The sequence below is a fragment of the [Clostridium] celerecrescens 18A genome (assembly GCF_002797975.1).
GTDB lineage: Bacteria > Bacillota > Clostridia > Lachnospirales > Lachnospiraceae > Lacrimispora > Lacrimispora celerecrescens.
Genome location: NZ_PGET01000001.1, coordinates 2,328,820 through 2,352,375, shown reverse-complemented (window position 1 = coordinate 2,352,375; position 23,556 = coordinate 2,328,820). Strand labels below are relative to the sequence as shown.

At 43.2% G+C, this 23,556-nt stretch carries 22 protein-coding genes, 2 tRNA genes and 1 pseudogene; 14 read left to right on the top strand and 11 right to left on the bottom strand.

Translation table 11 applies throughout. From position 1 onward, the window contains the following. The first annotated feature begins 18 nt into the window (after window positions 1-18). From H171_RS10940 to H171_RS10930, 3 genes are read left to right on the top strand one after another with little or no spacing between them, the layout of a single operon-like run. Complete coding sequence (locus tag H171_RS10940) at window positions 19-918, top strand: carbohydrate ABC transporter permease (protein ID WP_242976935.1); 900 nt, start codon at window positions 19-21, stop codon at window positions 916-918. Then, complete coding sequence (locus tag H171_RS10935) at window positions 908-1,738, top strand: carbohydrate ABC transporter permease (protein WP_100305169.1); 831 nt, start codon at window positions 908-910, stop codon at window positions 1,736-1,738. The genes H171_RS10940 and H171_RS10935 overlap by 11 nt, the downstream gene beginning before the upstream one ends. A gap of 32 nt (window positions 1,739-1,770) precedes the next feature. Continuing rightward, a complete protein-coding gene (locus H171_RS10930; protein WP_100307492.1) occupies window positions 1,771-3,570 on the top strand; it encodes a glycoside hydrolase family 2 protein in 1,800 nt (599 codons plus the stop codon). Window positions 3,571-3,690: 120 nt separating this feature from the next. Here the strand turns inward: H171_RS10930 and H171_RS10925 are convergent, their stop codons facing one another. The 5 genes from H171_RS10925 to H171_RS10900 form a co-directional block, all read right to left on the bottom strand. After that, window positions 3,691-3,879, bottom strand: a complete 189-nt coding sequence (locus H171_RS10925; protein WP_100305168.1) for a hypothetical protein — start codon at window positions 3,877-3,879, stop codon at window positions 3,691-3,693. A 17-nt stretch (window positions 3,880-3,896) separates the two neighbouring features. Then, window positions 3,897-4,082: an alpha/beta-type small acid-soluble spore protein gene (locus tag H171_RS10920; RefSeq protein WP_100305167.1), complete on the bottom strand. Its 186-nt coding sequence runs from the start codon at window positions 4,080-4,082 to the stop codon at window positions 3,897-3,899. Between the two features lie 118 nt (window positions 4,083-4,200). Then, a complete protein-coding gene (locus H171_RS10915; protein ID WP_100305166.1) occupies window positions 4,201-4,788 on the bottom strand; it encodes a hypothetical protein in 588 nt (195 codons plus the stop codon). A gap of 73 nt (window positions 4,789-4,861) precedes the next feature. Then, window positions 4,862-5,191 carry a winged helix-turn-helix domain-containing protein gene (locus tag H171_RS10910; RefSeq protein WP_100305165.1) on the bottom strand — a complete coding sequence of 110 codons (330 nt, stop codon included), beginning with the start codon at window positions 5,189-5,191 and terminating at the stop codon, window positions 4,862-4,864. Window positions 5,192-5,973: 782 nt separating this feature from the next. After that, the gene (locus H171_RS10900) at window positions 5,974-7,647 is read right to left on the bottom strand and encodes a S8 family peptidase (protein WP_186802528.1); all 1,674 of its coding nucleotides are present in this window, start codon (window positions 7,645-7,647) and stop codon (window positions 5,974-5,976) included. A 65-nt stretch (window positions 7,648-7,712) separates the two neighbouring features. Between H171_RS10900 and H171_RS24165 the strand changes: the two genes are divergently transcribed. The 5 genes and pseudogenes from H171_RS24165 (at window position 7,713) to H171_RS10880 (ending at window position 10,537) form a co-directional block, all read left to right on the top strand. Then, on the top strand, window positions 7,713-7,889 hold the full coding sequence (locus H171_RS24165) for a hypothetical protein (protein ID WP_157803147.1): 177 nt from the start codon (window positions 7,713-7,715) through the stop codon (window positions 7,887-7,889). A gap of 113 nt (window positions 7,890-8,002) precedes the next feature. After that, window positions 8,003-8,116 (top strand): annotated as a pseudogene (locus tag H171_RS24890) (rubredoxin-like domain-containing protein); the annotation flags it as partial. Between the two features lie 495 nt (window positions 8,117-8,611). Continuing rightward, entirely contained in the window at window positions 8,612-9,136 is a 525-nt protein-coding gene (locus H171_RS10890; RefSeq protein ID WP_100305163.1) for a GNAT family N-acetyltransferase, read from the top strand. 73 nt (window positions 9,137-9,209) lie between these two features. Then, window positions 9,210-9,803 (top strand): nitroreductase family protein, encoded by a 594-nt coding sequence (locus H171_RS10885; protein ID WP_100305162.1) that lies wholly within the window; start codon window positions 9,210-9,212, stop codon window positions 9,801-9,803. A gap of 512 nt (window positions 9,804-10,315) precedes the next feature. Beyond that, window positions 10,316-10,537: a hypothetical protein gene (locus H171_RS10880; RefSeq protein WP_100305161.1), complete on the top strand. Its 222-nt coding sequence runs from the start codon at window positions 10,316-10,318 to the stop codon at window positions 10,535-10,537. Window positions 10,538-10,614: 77 nt separating this feature from the next. On the opposite strand, the gene H171_RS10875 is transcribed toward H171_RS10880, so the two are convergent. From H171_RS10875 to H171_RS10850, 6 genes are all read right to left on the bottom strand, one after another. Then, a tRNA-Val gene (locus H171_RS10875) sits at window positions 10,615-10,688 on the bottom strand. A gap of 6 nt (window positions 10,689-10,694) precedes the next feature. Further along, window positions 10,695-10,767: transfer RNA gene (locus H171_RS10870), tRNA-Ala, on the bottom strand. 92 nt (window positions 10,768-10,859) lie between these two features. Continuing rightward, the gene (locus H171_RS10865) at window positions 10,860-11,807 is read right to left on the bottom strand and encodes a 2-hydroxyacid dehydrogenase (RefSeq protein WP_100305160.1); all 948 of its coding nucleotides are present in this window, start codon (window positions 11,805-11,807) and stop codon (window positions 10,860-10,862) included. A gap of 181 nt (window positions 11,808-11,988) precedes the next feature. Next, window positions 11,989-13,080 (bottom strand): aldo/keto reductase, encoded by a 1,092-nt coding sequence (locus H171_RS10860; RefSeq protein ID WP_100305159.1) that lies wholly within the window; start codon window positions 13,078-13,080, stop codon window positions 11,989-11,991. 31 nt (window positions 13,081-13,111) lie between these two features. Further along, a complete protein-coding gene (locus tag H171_RS10855) occupies window positions 13,112-14,032 on the bottom strand; it encodes an NAD-dependent epimerase/dehydratase family protein (protein WP_100305158.1) in 921 nt (306 codons plus the stop codon). Window positions 14,033-14,046: 14 nt separating this feature from the next. Next, on the bottom strand, window positions 14,047-14,862 hold the full coding sequence (locus H171_RS10850; RefSeq protein ID WP_100305157.1) for an AraC family transcriptional regulator: 816 nt from the start codon (window positions 14,860-14,862) through the stop codon (window positions 14,047-14,049). A 258-nt stretch (window positions 14,863-15,120) separates the two neighbouring features. On the opposite strand from H171_RS10850, the gene H171_RS10845 reads away from it, so the two are divergent. The 6 genes from H171_RS10845 (at window position 15,121) to H171_RS10820 (ending at window position 23,511) form a co-directional block, all read left to right on the top strand. Further along, complete coding sequence (locus H171_RS10845; RefSeq protein WP_100305156.1) at window positions 15,121-16,269, top strand: Gfo/Idh/MocA family protein; 1,149 nt, start codon at window positions 15,121-15,123, stop codon at window positions 16,267-16,269. Further along, window positions 16,266-18,221: an alpha-glucuronidase gene (locus H171_RS10840; protein WP_242976934.1), complete on the top strand. Its 1,956-nt coding sequence runs from the start codon at window positions 16,266-16,268 to the stop codon at window positions 18,219-18,221. The genes H171_RS10845 and H171_RS10840 overlap by 4 nt, the downstream gene beginning before the upstream one ends. 97 nt (window positions 18,222-18,318) lie before the next feature. Continuing rightward, window positions 18,319-19,704, top strand: coding sequence for an ABC transporter substrate-binding protein (locus tag H171_RS10835; protein ID WP_100305155.1), 1,386 nt, complete (start codon window positions 18,319-18,321; stop codon window positions 19,702-19,704). A gap of 231 nt (window positions 19,705-19,935) precedes the next feature. Then, a complete protein-coding gene (locus tag H171_RS10830) occupies window positions 19,936-20,757 on the top strand; it encodes a carbohydrate ABC transporter permease (protein ID WP_280174281.1) in 822 nt (273 codons plus the stop codon). Between the two features lies 1 nt (window position 20,758). Continuing rightward, complete coding sequence (locus H171_RS10825) at window positions 20,759-21,643, top strand: carbohydrate ABC transporter permease (protein WP_100305153.1); 885 nt, start codon at window positions 20,759-20,761, stop codon at window positions 21,641-21,643. Next, window positions 21,640-23,511, top strand: a complete 1,872-nt coding sequence (locus H171_RS10820) for a sialate O-acetylesterase (RefSeq protein ID WP_166433607.1) — start codon at window positions 21,640-21,642, stop codon at window positions 23,509-23,511. The genes H171_RS10825 and H171_RS10820 overlap by 4 nt, the downstream gene beginning before the upstream one ends. The last annotated feature ends 45 nt before the right edge of the window (window positions 23,512-23,556 follow it).

Sequence of the window (23,556 nt, the reverse complement as noted above, 5' to 3'; positions counted from 1 at the left end):
GTTAGGGAGGACAGTAATTTGAGCAGAAGCAGAAAATTAAGAGATATGGCTACAGGCCTGGGATTGTGCCTTCCTTTTTTGGCCTTATATACGGTTTTTACCATATGGCCGGTGATTCAGGGGCTGTATGTGAGCCTGCATAAATGGTCCTTAATGGGTAAGGTGAAATTTGTAGGACTGGATAATTATACTAAATTTTTATCGGATCAGAAGTTTGTTGACGCACTGGAACATACGATCATCTTTGTCATCCTTTCCGTACCTTTTCTGGTGATCATGGCTTTGATACTGGCGCTGTTTGCCAACAGGCCGGTGAAAATCAGGCGTGGGTTAAGGGTCGCATATTATCTTCCCAGTATTATATCCGTTTCTGTTGCGTCCTTTATAGCAAAATACATGTTTGCACCCTATATGGGGTTTGTAAATGGAGTTCTGCATCTGACCGGGATTTTAGGTCCGGGATCGGAAATCCAGTGGTTGATTGACACAAATCATGCATGGGCGGTAGTAACCATGATGACCGTATGGTGGACCGTGGGATTTTCCATGCTATTATATTTATCGGCTCTGCAGGATATTTCACCGGAGATTTACGAAGCAGCGGAAATCGACGGAGCGGCGAAGTGGCAGCAGCTGTTTTCCATTGTTCTGCCTTTATTAAAGCCAACCACCTACTTGATCGTCATGCTGCAGATTATCGCTAGTTTTAAGGTATTCGGCCAGATCCAGTTAATCACGGCAGGAGGGCCGGCAGGAAGTACAAAGCCTTTAATTCAATATATTTATGAGACGGGATTTACGAAGAACAATATGGGCTATGCTGCGGCCATGTCCTATGTGCTGTTTGCCATTCTGGTCATATGTACGCTTATCCAGAAGGCGGTTCAGAGGAAGGGGGAAAGGGAAGATGAAGCGTAAGAAAGTAAAAGCAGGGAGCGTGGCTTTGACCCTTTTGTCCGCAGGGCTGGCCGTCATTTTTCTGGCACCTGTGATCTGGGCCTTTTTCGTATCCCTTCAATATGAGGGAAAGCAGATCAAAAGCGTGGGCAGCTGGTTTACGCCTCCCTATACATTTCGGAATTATCTGGATCTGATCATCGGTTCCGATGTTGCCAAGTGGCTGATGAATTCCGTAATCGTTGCAGTGCTTGTTACTGTTTTAACAGTCCTGTTTTCCGCCATGGCAGCCTATGCTCTGGCAAAAATTAAATTTATGGGGAGAAATAAACTGTATATTTACTTTTTGTTAGGACTCATGGTACCGGGGGAAGCGACCATTGTGCCGCTGTTTATTACTGCCAATGGATTAAAGCTGATTGATACATACGCAGGATTGCTTTTTCCGTCCGTGGCAGTATCCATGAATCTGATTATTATGGTGACCTTTTTTAAGGGCCTTCCGGATTCCCTCATAGAAGCCGCAAGGATCGATGGAGCCGGAGAGATTATGATTTTTGCCCGGATCATCATGCCCTTATCAAAGGCAGTGATTTCTACCATCAGCATTTTCGCATTTATCGGAAGCTGGAATAATTATCTGTGGCCTCTGCTCTGCGCCATGGACAGCAGTAAATTTACATTGCCTGTGGGTATTCCAATTTTTGCCGGAACCTATACCGTGGATTATGTGAAACCGATGACGGCTAATATGATCGCATCCATCCCTGCCATCATTATTTATCTTATATTTGAAAAACAGATCGTGCAGGGAATCACGATGTCCGGCGTTAAGGGATGAGCAGGCTGGAAAGAGGAAAGGAGAATTATTACATGCTATGCTATCAAAAGGATTATCCAAGACCACAGTTTGTCCGTAGGGACTGGATCAATTTAAACGGTATTTGGGACTTCGATTTTGATGATGACAATAAAGGAGAAGTAAAAAGCTGGTATAAAGGCTTCCATACGGATAAAGAGATATGCGTACCCTTTACTTATGAAACAAAGAAAAGTAATATCCATGACGAAGGGGTACACCACTATGTGTGGTATGGCCGCAGATTCCAGGCGGTAAAAGAAAAATTATCAGGAAATAAGCTGTTTCTTCATTTTGAGGGGAGCGACTTCCTGACAAAGGTTTGGATCAATGGGCAATTTGCCGGTATGCATGAAGGTGGATATTCCCGTTTTTCCTTTGATATCACAAACCTTGTAAAGGAAGGGGAAAACCTTGTAGTCGTAAAAGCTGAGGATCATATGGATCCTCAGCAGCCAAGGGGAAAGCAGCGGTGGGTTTCTGAAAATTTTGGCTGCTGGTATGTGCAGACGACGGGAATCTGGAAGACCGTATGGATGGAGTATGTACCGGACATCAGCTTAAGCTCGGTGAAAATGACCCCCAATTTACAGTCGGGAGGGCTTGAACTGGAATATAACGTGGACTGTCCATTCCCCCTTGACGGGAGAAGGCTGGAGGTAGAGGCAGCTGTCAGCTTTGGTGGCAGATTTGTAATAAAGACACTGACCGGCATAGGGAAAAATCCCACAAAGACTTTCATTGATCTGGATGCAGCCGAGGCAGATAGCCCGTGGGGGATATGTACATGGACCCCGGCGGAACCCCGGCTTTATGATATCTGCTTCCGTACCCTTTATAATGGAGAAGTGTATGATGAAGTTGGGTCCTATTTTGGAATGCGTGAGATCCGGATCGATGGTCCAAACATTCTTTTAAACGGGGCACCATTATATCAGAGACTGATCCTTGATCAGGGGTATTGGGAAGAAACCCATTTGACGCCGCCGGATGAGGAAGCGCTGATTGAAGATATTGATAAAATACATGCCCTGGGGTACAACGGCTTGAGGAAGCATCAGAAGATAGAAGATGAGAGGTTTCTTTACTGGTGTGACGTTAAGGGGATGCTGGTCTGGAGTGAGGCACCTGCCGCTTATGTTTATTCCGACCGCGCAGTGGAACTGTTTACAAGGGAATGGCTTGATATAGTTAAGCAGAATTATAATCATCCTTCCATTATCACGTGGACACCGTTAAATGAATCCTGGGGGATACCCCGGGTCGAGACGAACAGGAGTGAGCAGCATTTTACCGAGGGTATTTATCACCTGACGAAAAGCATTGACAAATACCGTCCGGTAATTGTTAATGATGGCTGGGAGCATACGGTTTCCGATATCATCACCCTGCATGACTATGAAGAGAAGGGGGAGGTGCTTAAGAAGCGTTATACTGAATACAAGGATGAAATTTTGGCGGCAGAGGTTTACCATTCCACCTCTAAATCAGCTTTTGCCAACGGTTTTTCTTACAAGGGCCAGCCGGTAATGATCAGTGAGTTTGGCGGCATCGCGTTTGACAGTGACAAAGAGGGCTGGGGGTATGGGAACAAGGTCAATACTAAAGAGGAGTTTTTAAATAGGTTTGAGAGTATTACGACTGCCATTAAGGAGATCCCCTATGTATGCGGCTATTGTTACACTCAGGTTACGGATGTGCAGCAGGAAGTCAATGGATTAATGGATATCAGGAGAAACTTTAAAATGGAGCCTGAGAAGATAAAGGAAATTAATGAGAAGAAAGTGGCATTTTGGAGGGATGAACTCCGGTAGCAGACGCCCCTTGCCGGAGTTTATTATTTATTATTACTAATTATAAAAAAACAGTTACTCCTGTAAGGGTGTTTGCCCTTTTACAAGAGTGACTGCTTTTTTATTGGAGATTTGTTTCTTTTATTTTGCTGCCACGATAGACTGCACATACGAAAGCATTTCTTCTCTGGACTGTACCGTTTGCGTATGATCGATAATTTGCTGCTGCGCCTGGGTGGGTAAGGAGAAAAAATAATCCATTGCTTTGTATTCTTCAAGGGCCAAACCAAGACCTACCGGCAACTCCGCACCGCTTGTATAATTTCCCATCTTTAAACCTCTTTGTATTAAGATCTTTTCATTATCTGTTTTTCCTGCTCTTCAATCATCTTTTTAACCATATAACCATATTGATAAGATGTCATTTTGCTATAATCATTGCTTTTTAAAGGGAAGCCGGTTTCTTCGGCGATTTCATACTTAAACCGGTCAAGAGCCTCCCTTGCTTCCGGAATTACATTTCTGTTTGGCATATAGAATCACCTCAATTCGTTTTATAAGTATTATGAGGTTTTTTAAAAAAAATATTCAGAAGCATAAGATAACCTCCCTTCCTGGCAGACACTGCCTGAAAGGGAGGTAAAGAAAAAATTAAATAAAAAACCACCAGACAAGAATGGAAAGACCAGCACCTGTTATGCAGCAGATCGCATCATTCATCGTATCCACAAGACCGGCAGGCTGAAGTGCTTTTTCAGATACATGGTTATTCGAAGTATGGACCTTTTGCCAGCGCTGCGCATTCCCATGAGTGATACAGTCGCTTATATATTCAAGCACTTCCCAAATCACATGAAGTGTTACGGAAAAAGTAAAACCAAACAACAGGATCACCAATTTAATAAAGCCGGAGCCTGTTCCGGCAAATGCAATCCCAAAGCCAGCAAACCCGATGCCGGACAGGAAATGGATCGCCCGGTCCCACCATTTATATTTATCATAAAAACGGTACGAGCTGCCCAGGTATAATGCCATGAATATGATGGTAAAATATACGAGGATGCTGAAGCTGTCAATTCTTATTTTAAAAACGGCATTTAGAAGTTCCGGTAAGAAGGACAATGCCAATACTAAGATTGCGGATTTCATGAACTTAAATTCCCGTTTGAAAATGTGATAAACTGCCAACGCAAATAAAGCGCACCGAAAAATAATCTCGCAGAGACTCAAAAGTTTCATATGATCACCTCACGAGTTGAGTATGCGCAGCGGCTGAAAAATTATACGTTTTGGAAATATTAAGCCCTGTCTTTTAAAAACGAAATTCCTGTTCAACCAGCTTTTCTGCGTATTCTTCCACGGATTTCTCAATTCTCCGATATGTCTCAAGAACTTCTTTGCCTTTTTCAGTTAAACGTGTTCCTCCCCGTTCATTCCCGCCCTTTTCAGAAATAACAACAGGAAATCCCAGTTCTTCTTCCAGAGTCCGTATCATTCGAATGGCTTTCGGATAGGAAATTCCTGTTTGTTCCGTTGCTTTTTTTATAGATTTACACAGTTCAATGGCATCTAACATTTCTTTTACGCCTTTGCCAATAAAAATTTTATCTTTACCGATTCTTATTCTTGTAACTACACGCATGATTTATCACCTCAGATTTACTATACAGAGATTTTGGATTTGTGGCAAGTGAATTATGAATGAAAGAAAGATATAGGTTGGATTATTTAGTTTTTTTGATGCTCAGCCTAATTAGGATAATGATAACCAACAGGGATCAGTTTCCTTGTCTGCTTATGATTGCTTCCAACGTAGTTGGCAGCACAGCTGTTATTCTTTTCTTGCTTCTTGCTCGCCTATGGATCTCCCTAAGACAGGAACCATTATCTCAGTCATTTCTTTTATTGTTAGATCAGGCTCAATTTTCCGTCTATATAACAATTCGTGCAATAGATGCTTCTGCTTCCGTCAGGCTTTGCTGCAATGAAATGAGAGTGTTCTTTGCTTGACTTTATTATAGGATTCGTTTTGATGGCGTGTTGTTAAGATGATGTTAAAATTATCGTTTCTCTATTCCTTTTATTGGTAATTTTCACTAAAATAGAGACAGAATAGGAGGGGTGATATATGAATGCCGTTATTGTTTTATTAATTATTGTTTATGCAATTATAGGTGGGTTGTCCACTCTATATCTGTTTTTTAGTATGCCTGCTGTTATCATATGGAAATTCTACAGGAAGTTTAAATATCACATATCCTTAATGGACTGAGCGGCGCATTAAATCCAAATCTTAAAGGGTGTCCCTGAACTATGGTTTTCATAGGAAGGGGCACCCTTATGCGTATCAAACTGCCGGATCCTGCCCGATGGCTCATTTCATGATCCGGAATCCAGAGGCATATGCCGGTCATAGAAGACAGCTTATACATTGGTAAGCCTGCGAAACAAATTGTTTACATCCAACTGGCCATATCCCCATACGTTGTTTGGAAAAACATTAGCCCCTTCCCGCCGGGCCCCTCTTATAATCAGGCGGTTGACATCGTATCCGGTCATGGAAGTATAATTTCCTCTGGAAATGCCCCATTCCAGGATCATGGCAATGGCGCCGGCCGTATGGGCAGCAGCAGCCCCTGTTCCGGTAATGGATCCATACTGATTCCTGGGGATGGCACAGGGAAGTTCGTAGCCAGGGGCGGCGATATCCGGTTTGACCAGCCCGCTTCTTGTATAGCCTCTGCTAGATTCTATGAGTATGCTGTCATTAAACTGGTTATAGGCAGTAACCGTCAGCTGATGGAGACCATTGCCGGGAGACGTTATTGTTGTATCCGGATTCGGGTTAAGAAAAAAGGTCTCATTTGAAAGAAGATCTCCGGAAGGCAGCCAGGAGTGAAAGGATATGGGCTCATTATCAATGCTTTGAATCCGGATGCTCCAAACCCCGGGAAGCGCATTCCTAAAACGCAGCAATATCAGCTGGTCACCGGTTTCCTCCTCAAATATAAAATTATTCACCCAGAGCTCACTTGGGGTAAAAATGAAGTTAAACATTCTGCAGGATCCAATGGTTGGATAAATTAGCTGAGTGGATTCCCGGTTTGGCGTGGAAATATCAACAGCGAACCGTCCAAGAGCGTAAGGCCATATTTCCATGGAAAACATTTTATCATTTTCTCCAACTCTTAATTCAAAGTCATTGTAAAAGGGCGGCTCTGTTGTGTTGTTAAAGTAATGCCTGCGGTCGTTTCCTTCATTCCCTGCTGAAACAGAAAGACCGATACCGGGAAGTCTTCCCAGGTAGTTCAGGTAATTACTGAGTGCGCCGCTGCCGTCATGCCCGCCGCCGCTGCTGCCAAGGGCGATGCATATGACCACAGGACGGCTTACACTTTGCGCAAAGGAATTTAAGTAGCGTATTCCAAGTATAATATCGGATTCCTGAAAGCACAGGGTGTCTTCCGGTACAAAAAAGATTTCCTTCAGATTTTGCTTTGCGTCTTTCAGCTTTACAATCACCAGTTCGGATTCCGGAACAATGCCGGAAAAGGTACCTTCGGCATTTGGCTTGCCGGCGATTACGCTGGCAATGGACGTGCCATGGCCGTTGGTGTCGACGGAAGGTACAACGGATAATGGATTATCTGATTTCAGGGCCAGATTGATAATTTCCTTTCTATATTCAGTACCAAATGTAAAACCCTCAGGAATAGGACCGTTCTGTATGGATTGGTCCCAGATGGAAAGGATTCTGGTGGTGCCATCATTATAAAGAAAGGCCTGGTGCTGGTAATCAATTCCGGTATCTATGACTCCAACGATGATTCCTTGCCCAAACAGGCCTAAAAAAGGATTTCTCTGAACCGTGCCGATTCCTGATTTTTCAATGCTGATGGTGGAAGTCGGCACATAGAGAGTTGGAAAGCTGTGATAAGGATACAAGCCCAGGTTGCAGGGATCTGAGCTAGTCTTAGGAATATGAGCTAAAGAGTGCCTGAAATTCAGCGTAGTAATGTTATCCCCGGAAGCATACATGGGGATTGAAACATTGTAAATAATAAGGTCATAGAAGTCATTGTCCAGAATTTTTTCCAAATTTCAGCCTCCAGGTCTGATTCAAAAGGAGCATTTGTTTTATATTATGCAGCAGGAGTGCTATTATGAGCAGCATAGAGGTTTGTTTTATCCTGGATCTGTTAAAGATTTTGATAAAATGGTTGTCTATCCTGCCGATTGCCGGCGGCAGGATTATCCCGGTATTCCATAAATGCAGAACCCTTGCAGATATAAAGGAGGAGGCTGAAAAAGGGGACCGGTTGGACAGAGGAATTTACTGAAGTTATAAAGTAAAATGATAAAATTTCTATAATAGATTGACAAATATAGCAAAGCAGGTAATATAATATTCATTAGGTATTAAATTATTTTTCAACTAAGGAGGCATATTATGATGAAGTTATTTAGATGTACGGTATGCGGCTATGTTTATGAAGGGGAGACTGCACCTGAAAAATGTCCAAAGTGTAAAATGGGTGCTGAGAAATTTGAAGAGCTTAATGAAGAAGATGCGGAGAAAATATATCGTTCTGACCGTACCAATGCCATTCACATGGAAATCATCACGTTAGCAGAAAAAATCATCGCATTAAGCAAGGAAGGAATTGAGGATAATTTAGATCCTAAATGTGTATCCGCTTTCACTCAGGCAAAGGATGAAGCATGGGTAATTAAACAAAGATCTAAAACAGAACTTGCAGGACATATGAAATTGGGTAAATACTAATTGCGATAAAAGTGCCTCGGCAAGAATCAATTAATGTTTATGAAGAACAAAAACACCGGGAGTTCTTGCATTTACAAGAAATCCGGTGTTTTTTGCTTTTTATGGGATACGGATAGTAATGAGACTTTGTCGTTGTCTGACGTAATATTTGTGCAGTCTTGGTTTATTATTATCAATATTTAAAACTATATATTGATAGTTCTTTTTTTTTTAGATAAAATCATACTGGAGCAAGAGTTTGAATTACTTATTATTTCTATAATGGGAGGCGCAGGTATGGTTTATTACTACGATGAAGAGGTTCTAATAAGAACAATGACTGAAACAGACCCTAAAGATATTTGTAAGGAAGAAATAGCACAGGGATGGCAGGCAAATGAAGAAAAGTATTTAAAGAGGTTAGCGGATAACACTGCTGGTAAATCCATTGCACTTGTTGCGGAATACAAAGGTAACGTGGCTGGATATATCAATGTGTATATCAATGCTTCTTGGGGCTCTTTTGCAAATATGGGGTATTGTGAAATTGTTGATTTTGGTGTATTAGTAAAATACCGTTGCTGTGGAATCGGTTCTAAACTTATGGATGCTGCTGAAAAAGTTGCTTCAGAATATTCGGATACCGTCTATCTTGGTGTAGGTTTACACAGCGGATATGGCAGCGCTCAAAGAATGTATCATAAACGTGGTTACATACCCGATGGCAAAGGTGTATGGTATAAAGATAAAATAGCAGAACCGAATGGAACTTATTGCAACGATGATGACTTAAATCTATATTTCAGCAAAAAGTTAAGATAAAGTGAAATTTAATAGTTAATAAGGATTATGATACACTGTAAAGCGGATTTCTCAGTTGAGTTAGGAGAACTAAATGTTAAAATCGATATCAAACAGGCGCAGCATTCGAAAGTTTAAAGCTACATCGATACCGAAAGAAATGGTTGAAGAGATCTTAAATGCTGGAAGACTTGCACCATCGTCAAAGAATAGACAACCCTGGAAATTTACTGTTGTGAGCGGTCAGTCAAAAAATGAAATGCTTTTGTCAATGGAGCAGGGGCTTTTACGAGAGAGAGGAGGCTTATCCCTGCTTCCTAACAGCAAGCAACATTTGGCGGCGGCTGAATATACTCTGGAAATTATGAAACAAGCTCCGATAACAGTATTTGTAACAAATCCTTTGGGTATTGAATTATCGGATCGCCTTAATCAGGAAGATAGGATTTATGAAATTTGCAATGCCCAATCCATAGGTGCTGCCATGGAAAACATGACACTTACAGCTACAGAATTAGGCTTGGGAAGTTTATGGATCTGCGATATTTACTTTGCCTATGAAGAACTGAGCAGATGGTTAAGCACAGAAGGCACTCTGGTCGCAGCTATGTCATTTGGACATCCAGATGAATGTCCCAGGCCGCGGCCGCGTAAAAGCATGGAAGATATCGTCGAGTGGAGAATGTAGAAATAATTTTATTAAAAGATATCAAAGATAGTCACAGGACATGCCGAAAATTTATATCTTAATGGTGTAAAGGTTTAAATGACTACGACATAATAATCCATAGTGATTTGTTCATACTGTGCCTCCTTTTTGAAAACGCCTGTCAGAATTTGTACGATAGGCGTTTTCTTGATTGACTTATTATATACAAAATGACACTTATCCACAATGTTGTGGAAATAATTGTGGATTAACTGTTAATGTCTGAAAATACGACACAATACTGCAAGTTATTACAGGGTTTCGGACATTATTATACAAAAAACGGATAGCCTCGTATTATTTAAGTTGCAATAATGAAGGTTTCAAAAGCAAATAAATTTAAATTCCGTCATAAGCGTATTCTTGCAAAGTCAATATTGGTGATATATAATTGTAATATTAATATAAATATTAGGAGATTTTGGAGATTTTATTGATAATAATTAACTGATTGAGGGACTTGGCGAACAAAGAACAGCGAGGAGACTAGGGTGAATAAGAGGCAGCTAAAGAAAAATATAAAAAAGGATAACTTTAATTCAAGTATGAAAGGGTTACCAGTGAATACAATTTACCAAGTAAGTGGAAAACGTGATGAAAGTGGTATTCTAGATTGTTTTGAAGTAAGAATGGTTCCGATTTTTGGACTTAAAAGGTTTTACGGAGGAGCAAATGTGAAAAACAAAGGATGTGATAGTATATCGTTATACTAGAAAGACAATTGCAAAGGTCGAATCAAAAACCCTAGTATTTGCAAGGGATTCTTGCATTTACTAGGGTTTTAAGATAGTGGAAGTAATGGGGCTCGAACCCATGGCCTTTCGCGTGTGAGGCGAACGCTCATCCCAGCTGAGCTATACTTCCATCACATGGAGATAGCGAGACTCGAACTCGTGACCTATGCGTTGCGAACGCATCGCTCTCCCAGCTGAGCTATATCCCCATGTCTAAATTATAGCACGAAGATTCTGAATTACAAGTATTTTTTATACAAATGAGACAAAAATTCCCATATTTTTTACTCGGCTTCAATTTTTAAATAATGATATTAGACTGGCAGCCTTCCAGCCAGTTTTTGATGTTGTCAAAGACGATTTTTGCCCGGGCATCCATGGATTGTACTGAGGCAAAAGCCACGTGTGGGGTAACGATGGTATTCTTGCTTTTAAGAAGTGGATGATCCGGATTAAGGGGAGGTTCTGTTTCGAAAACATCGATTCCGGCACCGGAAAGGTAACCGTTATTTAATGCTTCAGCCAAGGCATCAGAATCAACCACAGGCCCTCTGGCGGCATTGATTAAGTATGCGCCCTGTTTCATTTTTGCAATTGTGTCCCGGTTTATTAAATGGCGGGATTCATCGTTTAAAGGACAATGGAGGCTTACAATGTCAGAACGGGATAATAACTCGTCAAGGGATACGAATTCAATAAATGAATGCTCGTCCCCAGTCAGATGCCGTTTGTATCCCAGAACCTTACAGCCAAAGGCGGAACAGAGTTCAGCAGCCCTTGTACCGATAGCTCCTGCACCTATGATTCCTACGGTTTTACCCATAATTTCGCAGCCTACCAGGCCATCCTTGGTTTTCCCCTCTCTGCACCGGGCTTCCACCTGGGGAACGTTGCGAAGAAGGGAGAGCATGAGGCAGATCGTAAGCTCTGCCACGGCCTCGGTAGAGTATCCGGCTGCATTGCTGACTTTGATCCCTTTCTTTTTTGCTGCTTCCAGGTCTACGTGATCAACCCCTGTAAATGCAACATCTATGAACTTTAAATGCTCACAGGCGGATATTACCTGCTCGGACAGAGGCATATTGGCAATCATGATGACATCTGCCTGTTTGGCCCGTTGGATCTGGACTTCAGGGTCTGTATCCTTTGGATATGAGGTGAAACAGTGGCCGGCTTCCGTCAGCGGTTTTGCGTATTCATTCAAAAGGCTGTCCGGAATGCCCAGGGATTCTAATAATACGATATTCATAGGTATCACTCCAATCATTGCATAAAATTACAGGCCGCAGCAAGCGTATCCTGCATTTCCTATTATAGCACTGATTGAAGGATTAAAAAAGATGGGATTTATTTTGCTGCTTACCGCTCCATGTGGAAAACCAGTGGACTGGTAAACGAACCGGCAGCCTGCATGGCAGACTGCCGTTATTTTAACCTGCTATCTCAGCAAGTCTATTTATTATGGGCAGATGCTGTGTGCACAGCTTCTCGCATTTGCCGCATTTGATACAGTCTCCGGCAGAGTCTTTTGATATCTGCCAGTGGCCTTTCAGGCGTTCGAACATATCATTTCCCAACAGCTTCATGTTGTAGGCATCCATGAATTTAGGGATATCGATATCTTTTGGACAATGCTTGCAGTAAGCGCAGCCGGTGCAGAGGTCATTGCTTATCATGCCCTTATTTTCATATTCTTCATAGATTCCAGCAGCGGGGCGCTCGGCTAAGTTTTCCACGGCTTTCACGGCATCATCGACATGTTCTTTTGTGGTGCAGCCTGCGAGAGTGATTGTAATCTCTTTGTGGGATGCCACAAAGTTTAAGGCTGCCTGTGCCACGGTAAGGTCTGTTCCATCTGTCAGATAGCGGAATGTATCTGGATTTCCCGGAATAAGACCGCCTCCCAGGGGATTCATGACTACGACACCCATACCATTGTCATAGGCGGCTTTAATGCCGGTCTGGCGGAAACGATAGTTGAGTGCATTATATCCAATGAGCATTCCCTTAAAAAGATTGGAAGCTACGGCAGCTTCTAGTTCATTTCCCTGCATATGGGATGAAAACACGATATTGCGGATCAGCCCTTCTGATTTGGCTTTCTCAAAGAAAGAATAAAGGATTTCCACCTGATTGGAAAAAGAATCCAGATTCAATACGCACCACAGATGATAAAAATCAAGATAGTCCACCTTTAACCGGCTTAGTGTGGTTTCCAGTCTCCTTCGAAAATCTGATTCTGTGTAGCTGCCGCCTACGGTACCCAGATTTGTCTTTGAAGAAATATAGTAGCTGTCTCTGGGCAGCTGTGACAGGGCGATGCCTGTGATGATCTCGCTTTTATCGTCACAGTAAAAAGGAGCAGTATCAAAGTAGTTGATGCCTTTTTCATGGGCATACAGTGCAACTTCCGCGCATTTTTCAAGATTACCTGATTTGACATCATCTGAGTCATACCGCATACATCCCATGCCGATGGCGGAGACCTTCATATCGGTGTTTCCATACTGTTTGTAATACATATAATACCTCCAGGTTTCGTTCAGAATGAGTTTAAAGATAACCGAGTGATTTTAAGTGTAGGTTTAATCCCGTCTCCAGGGGTGTGTCAGGCAGTCGTACTCCGGCCTTACGCAGGGCAGACAGGTCATAGATTCGATGGCACAGATGACCGCTGTATTCCGGGTGCTCTTCAAGGTATCCGGTCAGCGGGATCTCCTTTATGATCAAGTCCCTGTCAAGCAGCTGCCCAATGATCTCGTAATATCTGCGGTTTTCCACTGCTTTTGGTCCCCCGATACAGAAAATACGGTTAAAAGCACCTTGCCTGTCTGCGCAGTCTAGCATGGAGTTTGCCAGATCGTCCACAAAAATGGGCTGCGTGAGATAGATTCCGCCGCCAACAAGAGATATTGGCTCCCTGTCCAGGATGAGCTGTGGCAAATCCTTCTGCCTGCTGTGCTCCGGGTAACACCCTATGAGAAAACCAGGTCCGTAAATATGCCCGGGGCGGAATAGTGTAACCGCTAAGGAGGTGTTAAAGTTGTTGATAAAGACATGTTCCATGCGGCGTTTGTTGCCTGCATACGTGAGTTCTTCGGGTTCTCCTTCTTCCTCGACGAAATATCCGTCTTCGTTCTGCGGTGTGTCTTTTCTTAAGGGATCATACACGGAATCCGTGGAAATCACTACCAGGCGCTTCGTTATCCCGGGAAATACATCTAAATCCTGCAAGGCGTGTCTTTCATTCATGCAAATGCAGTCAAAGACGATGTCCCAGTTCGTATCCGCTTCTAAAATCGTTTTCCGGAAATTTTCAGTATCGTTTCGGTCGGCTTTTAAAAGATGGATCCAGTCACCTAAGGTCCGCTGTCCTCTGGTAACCGCCCAAACCTCATATTCATCTTTGGCAAGTGCAGCCAGACGGCCGCTTAAGCCTCCGCTTCCTCCGATAATCAGTGCTTTCTTCTTCATACGGAATCTCCTTCTTATTTGAATAACTCTATATGTCTCTTCCTCTCAGGCGGGAGCAGCTTTGAAGGCGGGATTCCCTTTTTTTCTTTAAATAGTTTTGAGAAATAATAAATATCGGAAAATCCGCTTTGCAGGGCTGCATCGCCTACGTTTGCCTCACCGCTCCTCAATATGTTTTCCGCATGGTTTAACCGCAGCGATATCAAATACTGTTTAAATGTCATACCCAGCGCTTTTTTAAACAGATTTCCGTAGTACACCGGATGGATATGGAACAGACTGGCCATGGTTTCGATGCTTACGTCTTCTGCAAAATGAGTGCTCATATAGCGGATGCTGTTGATGATGCGGATGTCTTTACTGCTGATCCGGTTTTCATTGAAAAGGAGATCCATTATATGGTATAGAATCAGACACATGCTGGCCCGCACCTTTAATTTGTAACCGAATTCACGCTTCAGCCATTCTTCGTGGATTTCATGAAAGCATGATATGAGCTGGGGGACATTGCCTATATGGCTGATGAGGTTAATGGGCAGGGAGATATCATTGCCTTTTTGATCTGTGAGGAAGAGGTTTGTGGAGTAACATTCCATCAGATCCTCCGGAACGCTGACCGCCGCCCTGTGGGTGCCCTTGGGAATGCAGATCAGATCACCTTTCCGGACGATATATTCTGTTCCGTCTATGAAATATCTGGCTTTTCCCGCTATGACATATGTGATGTCGATGAAAGATATGTAATCCGGATCGATCTTCCAACTCGCAGTACATTTTCTGTGAATGTAGTAGTGCAGATCGGGAATCATGTTATCAAAATTCACTTCCATAAGCTGCGCCTCCCATCTTTTTTTGTGACTTTTTAGAAAAAATACAGTGGCTGTTACTGATGCAGGATTTTTTTAGTATATTTAGTATATCTTGCCCGGTAAAAATGTGCAATAGAGAATACAAAGTAAAAAATATATTTAAAAATTACAAATGGTATTTTAATAATACATTCACATAATTGGAGGATATGGCTAAAATGTAAAGCATAATAAACGTTTATTTAATCAAAATGCTGACAGACCCAATGAAACTGATTTATGAAAGGAAATATTATGGTAGGTATCATCGGAACGGGCGTTATTGCAGAAACTCATCTTAAGGCATACCTTGCACTTTCGGACCGATGTCAGGTGGCTGCACTTTGTGATATCTTTCCCGGGAAAGCGCAAAGTCTGAAGGAGAAGTATGGTCTGGATGCTGCGGAGGTCTATGGGGATTATAACGAAATGCTTAAAAGACCGGATATCGATCTTGTAAGTGTATGCACCCCGCCGTTCACCCATTTGCCTGTTTCTATAGCATGTATGCGGGCAGGGAAGCATGTACTGTTGGAAAAGCCCATGGCCTTGTCCCTGTCGGAATGCGATGAAATGATAGCGGTCCAAAAGGAGACTAACACTTATCTGGGAGTCGTATGCCAGAACCGTTTCACGAAAGATAATCAGATACTAAAGACACTGATAGAGAGTAAAATTGCAGGCAGAGTTCTCTTTGGCCAGGTGGAGTCATTCTGGTACCGCGGTCACAGTTATTATGATCTTTGGTGGAGAGGCACCTGGGAGAAGGAAGGTGGGGGCTGTACCATGAATCATGGCGTACACCAGATAGACTTACTTAACTGGATCATGGGCCCTCCTGAGACGGTGACGGCTGTTCTGACAAATGTTGCACATAATAATGCTGAGACAGAAGATCTCTCGGCTGCAATACTTACCTATAAAAGCGGAGCAGTAATAACCTTTGCAGTAAACCTGGTGACACATGGCCAGTATCAAAGACTTGCATTCCAGTGTGAAAAAGCGGGTATTTCATCCCCCTATCAGGTTACGAGCAGCCGTTCTAATGACACAGGATTTCCCGAAGACGACCCGGATACCGCAGCAGAGCTTGAGAAAATGCGGGAATCAATTCCACAGTCAGGGAGGACAATGCATGAGGCACAGATAGAGAGGGCGATCCGCTTTATAGAAAATGGTGATATACATCAGGAAGACAGTGCAGATGGCCGCTTGGCTCTTGAAGTTATTACGGCAATCTATCAATCCGGATTTACGAGATCGACGGTCCGTTTGCCTTTGGACAAGGACAGTCTATTGTATGATAAAAACGGAATAATCGAAAACGGAAAGAATTTCTTCGCAGCGAATCAGAACGCTGGCAGCGGAAATCAGGAGGAACTTAAGTGACGACTAAAACAAGGGATCTGTGCTGGCTGAACAAGAAATTACATCAGCCGGATATATCCGGTTATCATATCAAAGATAAAAAAGACAGCATTGTAATGAAAACAATAGAGAGAGAGCTGCCCCTGCTGTTTGAAGGTGCAGAACCATCGGATGAACCGGGATCTTCTTTGGTGTTATCACTGGCAGGTGATGACGGCAGTGATGGATATGAGATAGGAAAGACAGAGACAGGCTACGAAATAACAGCTTCTACGGAGACAGGTCTTCTATATGGAGTATTCAGCCTGCACCGCATTCTGATCACAAAAGGTACGTTTCCCTATAAGAGCAGACCGGATCAGAGCATTCGCATGATAAACCACTGGGACAATTTCGACGGTTCCATTGAGCGAGGTTATGCGGGAGCGTCAATTTATTTTGATAATAATAATTTTAGAGGAGATATGGAGATCGTCCGTTCTTATGCAAGACTGCTTGCAAGTACAGGGATCAATGCCATATCAATCAACAATGTAAATGTACATAAAAAAGAAACCTTCTTCATAAAAGGTGAGAATCTGAAAGAAATCAGAAAGATAGCTGATGTGTTTAGCGAATACGGAATCAGTACCTTTCTAGCCATCAACTTCGCAGCTCCCATAGTGGTAGGCGGGCTTGATACAGCGGATCCCCTTGTGCCGGAAGTGGCCGTATGGTGGGAGAATGTGGCAGCTGACATATACAAAGAGATTCCCCAGTTTGGCGGTTTCATCGTGAAAGCGGACTCTGAGGGGGAGCCGGGTCCATTTACCTATAACAGGACTCACGAAGATGGTGCGAATATGCTGGCACGGGCGATAAAACCCTTAGGAGGCATCATTATCTGGAGGTGTTTTGTATACAACTGTGGGCAGGACTGGAGAGACAGAAATCTTGACCGTGCCATGGCTGCTTATGATATATTTATGGAACACGACGGCAAGTTCGAGGAAAATGTTATCCTTCAGATAAAAAATGGTCCCATTGATTTTCAGATCAGAGAGCCTAATTCCCCATTATTTGGGGCACTTAAAAAGACAAATCAAATACTGGAATTCCAGATCACCCAGGAGTACACAGGGCATCAGATTGATATTTGCTACCTGATCCCCATGTGGAAGGAAACTTTGGATTTTGATACCCGCTATGGGAAAGATGCTTATATCAGGAATGAGATCAAAAAGAACTCCCCTGATCCCAATCGGTCAGGAATAGCGGCGGTCGGAAGTGTAGGTATGGACACAAACTGGACAGGCAACAAGCTTGCTCAGGCAAATCTCTATGGATACGGCAGGCTTGTATGGGACAACTCACTCAGTTCTGAGGCTATAGCAGAAGAATGGGTTAATCTAACCTTTGGTCTTCCGCAGGACGAAGCTAAAAAGATCATGGAGATTCTTACCACTTCCAGAGGTGTTTATGAAGACTATACATGTCCTCTTTCAGTTGGATTTATGTGCAAACCTACTGTTCACTACGGCGTGGATATAGACGGATACGAATATGACAGATGGGGGACCTATCATTATGCGGACCGTAACGGCGTAGGAAGAGAACGTTCGGTCGCAAGCGGTACCGGATATACAAGGCAGTATTCCGATGGCAGATTCCGAGAATATGAAGATTTATCTGCCTGTCCGGATGAGCTTTTGCTGTTTTTCCATCATGTGCCGTATAGCCATGTCCTCCGCTCTGGAAAAACTGTGATACAGCATATATATGACACACATTTTGCGGGTGTGGAGAAAGTAGAGCAGTACGAGAGAGTTTGGGAGAGTCTGGAACAGTTCTTAGATGAAGAATGCTATAGGAATGTGAGAGACCGTCTTAAGAAACAAAAAGAAAATGCGATCAATTGGCGGGATCAGATCAATACCTATTTTTATCGTAAATCAGGAATTCCTGATGCCCATGGCAGAAAGATTTTTGATTAGAAATAACAACTGTATAAGGTATTAGGCACCGTAAAAATTGGCGGTATAGGGTTTTGCAGACCCTGCAAATAAAAAAGAAAAGGAAGGAATTAGTATTATGAAAAAATGGAAGAAAAGTTCAGCCGTACTTGCAGCAGTTTTAACGGCAACAGTCAGCTTCACCGGATGCGGAAGCAACGGAGGGAACTCTGCACCGGCTACTACGGCAGCATCAGGCAACGGCGGAGAGGCAAATTCAGATGCAGCTCCGGCTGGTGAACTGGCCAAGTTAAGCTTTTCCTGGTGGGGCAATGATGACCGTCATCAGGCGACTCAGGAAGCAATTGATGCATTCAACGCGGCTCATGCAGGCGCGATTGAAGTGACAGGTGAGCCTTCCGGCTTCGGTAATCTGGAAGAAACGTTTGCTACCCGCTATGCGGGCGGTACGGAAGCCGATATCATGACTGTCAATTATCCGTGGCTGATCAAATATAGTCCTGACGGCACTGGTTTCTATGATTTAGACAAGGTTGCGGATATCATTGACTTTACACAGTATGATGCAGGATTTTTAGAAACAGGAAAGACCGGCGGTGTGATGCAGGCCATTCCTTACGGACAGAATACTCTGGGCGTCTATTTGAACAAATCCGCATTTGAGAGAGCTGGTATTAATGAAATTCCGTCTACTTTCGAAGCGTACAAAGAAGCGGCAAAAGCCATTACGGCACAGAATCCAAACGCTTATCTGATCGTAAGCCCGACATTCCGTTTTGCAGCCGTTTATTATCTGCAGCAAAAGACCGGTAAAGGTGAATTCGATGAAAATCTAAATATGAACTACACGGTAGAGGACTACAAGGAAGCCATGACCTGGTATAAGGAACTGGCAGATCTTCATGTATTCTGTTCCAGACAGGATTACCTTGAAAATGTAGGTAATGACCCTGTATCCATTGCTCAGAATGCAAAATTTATTGACGGCGGATATTTGGGAGTGCTTGAGTGGACAGGCGGAATTGCTTCCAATGCACAGACACTTGCAGATAAAGGTGACGAACTTATCGTAGCACCCCTTCCAACGATTGACGGGGCGGTATTTAAAGGAACCATGGCAAAACCGTCACTGACATTTGCAATCTCAAAGAACTCCAAGCACCCAAAAGAAGCGGCAGAATTCCTGCAGTATATCTTAAATGATCCGGAAGGCACCAAGCTTATGGGGTCAAAGAGAGGTATGGTGGCATCTAAGTCTGCAAAAGCCACACTTGAAGCTGACGGTCAGATCACGGGAGCCGTAAAGCAGGCTTATGACTTTACAGATGAAGCAGAAGTGATCAATAACTCTCCTATCTTTGAAGATGCCGTATTTACAAGTTCCTATGAAAGCAATTATGAGAAATATGAATTGGGCGCAAGTACCGTAGATGAAGCGGCTCAGGCATTCTATGATGAAGCATCCGCTCAGGTTGCAAAGCTGAAAGCAGAATATGGGAAATAAATAGAAAAGAAGCTGCCACATTCCTCAGTGTCAGTCTGCCAGAAAGCAGGTGAAGGATTCAATTTATAAGCTGGATCCTATCACCGCCTTCGGCGGCCGTAAAACGTCAAATCTGATATAGGAACTTATTAACTATATAGCTCTTAGTGGCTATATCATCATTAGCTAGGAGGAATTTTTTTGAAAAACAGCAAGATCGGGCTTTTGTATATTCTCCCCTGGATAATTGGAATGGTTTTTCTTACGTTGTATCCGTTTATTAATGCACTTTTTATCAGCTTTACGGATTACAATCTTGTAAGAGAACCCAATTTCATAGGATTTGCCAACTATGCAAAGCTATTTAAAGATAAAGACTTTTTAGGCACGCTGAGGCAGACTCTGAAATATACAGTAATTACAGTACCTCTGCAGCTTGCATTTGCACTTTTTATTGCATTTATCCTGAATTTTAAATTAAAGGCTATTAATTTCTACCGGACGGCATATTATGTTCCTTCCCTTTTGGGCGGAAACGTTGCAGTTGCCGTATTATGGCGTTTTTTATTCCAGCAAGATGGATTTGTTAATCATTTTCTTGGTATATTCGGTGTGAGTCCTGTAAAATGGTTGTCTTCTGCAGCCGGAGCTATGGCTGTTATTGTTCTTTTAAAAGTCTGGCAGTTCGGATCAGCTATGCTGATATTCCTGGCGGCTCTTAAAGATGTACCCCAAGATCTCTACGAGGCCGCAAGTGTGGACGGAGCTACGAAGTCATATTCGTTTTTCAAGATCACGATTCCATTGATCACACCTACGATTTTCTTCAATTTGGTCATGCAGCTGGTCAATGCTTTCCAGGAATTCAACGGACCTTACCTTATCACGAAGAAAGGCCCTTTAAATTCCACTTACCTTACCTCTATGTTTATATATGACAATGCTTTCCAGCTTTTCAACATGGGTTATGCAAGCGCTGCCAGCTGGGTACTGTTTCTCATCATCGTATCTGTTACGGTAGTGTTATTTGCTACCCAGGATCGCTGGGTATTTTATTCGGATAAGGGGGAATAACATGGCACGGACAATTTTGATCAGTGAAGTCGAAAGACGCAGAAGAAGAAAGTACATAATTAATGCTGCTTTCAGATATACCTTACTTACGGCAGTGGCCCTCGTTATGATTTATCCCATCATCTGGCTTGTGGGAGCTACATTTAAGACGAACAATGAGATATTTACGTCAATAAATTTTATACCGAGCAAAATAGACTTTACCCCTTATATCAATGGCTGGAAAACAAGAACGAAATTTACGTTTACCACGTTTTTCTTAAACACATTCAGTTTTGTGATACCTAAGATACTGTTTTGCCTGATATCGAGTACACTGGTGGCGTATGGATTTGCCAGATTTAATTTTCCTTTAAAAAAGATATGTTTCTCCATACTTATGGCGACTATGTTTTTACCCTCAGTCGTAACCAGGATACCGCTGTATATTTTATGGAAAAACCTTGGACTTTTAAATACATATGTACCGTTGGTAGCACCGACCGTATTTGCCAACGAACCGTTCTTCGTATTTATGCTGATCCAGTTTATGCGTTCCATACCGACGTATTTGGATGAGGCGGCGACGATTGATGGCTGCAACTCTTTTGGAATTTTAACGATGATTCTGCTCCCTGCATTGAAACCGGCACTGATAAGCTGCACGATCTTTCAGTTTGTATGGAGTTTCAATGATTTCTTAGGCCCCCTGATCTATGTGACGAGCCTTGCGAAATATCCTGTGTCACTGGCTCTTAAGATGTCAATCGATCAAAGCAGCGGTATTGTGGAATGGAACCAGATCCTGGCGATGTCGTTCCTGGCTCTGCTACCTGCACTGATCCTGTTCTTCTGCTGTCAGAAATATTTTGTAGAGGGAGTGACAAGTTCTGGAGTGAAAGGATGAGCGGCTTTCGTGTCACCCCATACATTTCAGATCATGCGGTTCTGCAGAGAAATGAGTTTATACCCGTAAGAGGTACAGCAGATGCGGGAGCGCGGGTAGAGGCAATATTCTCAAAGGAAGATGGGGGTACTGAATTTATAGAAGAGACCTTGACAGATGAAGACGGAAACTGGAGGCTTTTGTTGATGCCTATGCAGGCAGGGGGGCCCTATTCTGTTTCCGTTACATGTGCAGGTGAGAGAAAAGAATTTTCTGATATTTATATAGGAGATGTCTGGCTTATGTCCGGTCAGTCGAATATGCAGCTGCCTATGCATAGGGTAAGGTATCGATTCCCAACGGAGTATCATGAAGACGGAGATCCTCTTATCCGGCAGTTCACTGTCCCGATCAAGTGGGGGTTCAAAGCTCCTGCAGGCGAACTGTCGGGAGGAAAATGGGAAAGTTATTCTTTGGAGTGTGCCTCTTATTTTTCGGCCGCAGGATACTTTTTTGGGGCAAAATTGCGGGAAAGATACCCCGTACCAATAGGTCTTATACTTACTGCAGTGGGCGGTACGCCTATAGAGGCATGGATGAGCAGAAAAGCGCTTGCGGTTTTTTCCGGTAAAGCAAAAGCAGCTGAAGAGTGCAAATCAGATGAATATGTCAGAAATATACAAAAAGAAGATGAAGAGAGGGCTTCCTCATGGTATAAGAAAATAGATGAGGCGGATGCGGGGATTTCAGAAGACTGGCTGAATGCCGGTTTCCGGGATACCTGGAAATCGGTCTGCCTTTCCGACGATTTCTATGCAAATGAAGATTTTGAAAAACCAGGCTCTGTCTGGTTTAAAAAGACTGTGACGATCCCGCCTGAACATTCATGCAAGCCGTGTCGCCTCTCCCTTGGAACCATCAAAGATGCGGACTACACTTACGTTGACGGGCAGTGCATCGGAAATACCACATATCGGTATCCGCCCAGGGAATATCACTTAAAGGGACTTGCCGAAGGGGAACATGAGATTACCATACGTGTGATCGCAGTGTCCGGGCGGATGGAGTTTACCAAAGGGAAGTCTCATCAGATAATTTTTGAAACAGGAGAAACGTTGTCAATTTCTGAAGGCTGGAAGTATAAGAGAGGCGCATATGCGAAAGCTCTTATTCCACCGACCTTTTTTGAAAGAAAACCCATGGGCATGTACCAGGCTATGATAGCGCCTCTTCATGATTTTCCTATCTGCGGTATGTGCTGGTATCAGGGAGAGAGCAATGCAGACGACGATCGTTCCTATCCTCAGTATTTTGGTCGTATGATTGAGGATTACAGACGAAAGTGGCATATGGGAAAGTTTCCTGTTATTTACGTGCAGTTACCGAATTATGACCTTGAAGATGCAGGGAACTGGGTACGTTTTCGAGATATGCAGCAGAGCCTTGCAAAGCTTCCAAACAGCGCTATGGTGGTTACCATCGATTGCGGCGAATACAATGACCTGCATCCAACAGATAAAAAAACAGTAGGAGAGAGAATGGCCATGGCGGCGTATGAGATTGCATATCATGAGCCGGGAGAGTGGCTGTCCCCTGTATTCTCCCATGCTGAAAGGAAGGGTGAGGAGATCATACTTCACTTTGATCATGGGGAGAGGGGATACGCAGTATCAGAAGGTAAAACGGGCGGGTTTGAAGTCTGCATATCAGGAGAATGGATCTCAGATTGTATAGATATCAGGACCCAGGGGGGGACGGTTATTTTGAATGTCCAGAAAGGAAAGACAGTCACCGGAGTTCGGTATGCATGGTCAAACAATCCGGAAAATGCGGATCTGTATGCAGTTCCTGGACTGCCGGTATCGCCGTTTGAGGCAACGATCGTCTGAATGGACGTCAGGAAAGCTAATCAATCGCTGGAGTGGGATTCTTTT

Bases quoted from the DNA above. Each gene is read 5' to 3' on its own strand.
- H171_RS10865 (WP_100305160.1), bottom strand. From the start codon at position 11,807: ATGAATATCGTATTATTAGAATCCCTGGGCATTCCGGACAGCCTTTTG.
- H171_RS10830 (WP_280174281.1), top strand. From the start codon at position 19,936: ATGGTTTTTCTTACGTTGTATCCGTTTATTAATGCACTTTTTATCAGC.
- H171_RS10820 (WP_166433607.1), top strand. From the start codon at position 21,640: ATGAGCGGCTTTCGTGTCACCCCATACATTTCAGATCATGCGGTTCTG.
- H171_RS10925 (WP_100305168.1), bottom strand. From the start codon at position 3,879: ATGGGAAATTATACAAGCGGTGCGGAGTTGCCGGTAGGTCTTGGTTTG.
- H171_RS10835 (WP_100305155.1), top strand. From the start codon at position 18,319: ATGAAAAAATGGAAGAAAAGTTCAGCCGTACTTGCAGCAGTTTTAACG.
- H171_RS10920 (WP_100305167.1), bottom strand. From the start codon at position 4,082: ATGCCAAACAGAAATGTAATTCCGGAAGCAAGGGAGGCTCTTGACCGG.
- H171_RS10930 (WP_100307492.1), top strand. From the start codon at position 1,771: ATGCTATGCTATCAAAAGGATTATCCAAGACCACAGTTTGTCCGTAGG.
- H171_RS10885 (WP_100305162.1), top strand. From the start codon at position 9,210: ATGTTAAAATCGATATCAAACAGGCGCAGCATTCGAAAGTTTAAAGCT.
- H171_RS10860 (WP_100305159.1), bottom strand. From the start codon at position 13,080: ATGTATTACAAACAGTATGGAAACACCGATATGAAGGTCTCCGCCATC.
- H171_RS10935 (WP_100305169.1), top strand. From the start codon at position 908: ATGAAGCGTAAGAAAGTAAAAGCAGGGAGCGTGGCTTTGACCCTTTTG.
- H171_RS10825 (WP_100305153.1), top strand. From the start codon at position 20,759: ATGGCACGGACAATTTTGATCAGTGAAGTCGAAAGACGCAGAAGAAGA.
- H171_RS24165 (WP_157803147.1), top strand. From the start codon at position 7,713: ATGAGCAGCATAGAGGTTTGTTTTATCCTGGATCTGTTAAAGATTTTG.
- H171_RS10890 (WP_100305163.1), top strand. From the start codon at position 8,612: ATGGTTTATTACTACGATGAAGAGGTTCTAATAAGAACAATGACTGAA.
- H171_RS10910 (WP_100305165.1), bottom strand. From the start codon at position 5,191: ATGCGTGTAGTTACAAGAATAAGAATCGGTAAAGATAAAATTTTTATT.
- H171_RS10845 (WP_100305156.1), top strand. From the start codon at position 15,121: ATGAAAGGAAATATTATGGTAGGTATCATCGGAACGGGCGTTATTGCA.
- H171_RS10915 (WP_100305166.1), bottom strand. From the start codon at position 4,788: ATGAAACTTTTGAGTCTCTGCGAGATTATTTTTCGGTGCGCTTTATTT.
- H171_RS10855 (WP_100305158.1), bottom strand. From the start codon at position 14,032: ATGAAGAAGAAAGCACTGATTATCGGAGGAAGCGGAGGCTTAAGCGGC.
- H171_RS10850 (WP_100305157.1), bottom strand. From the start codon at position 14,862: ATGGAAGTGAATTTTGATAACATGATTCCCGATCTGCACTACTACATT.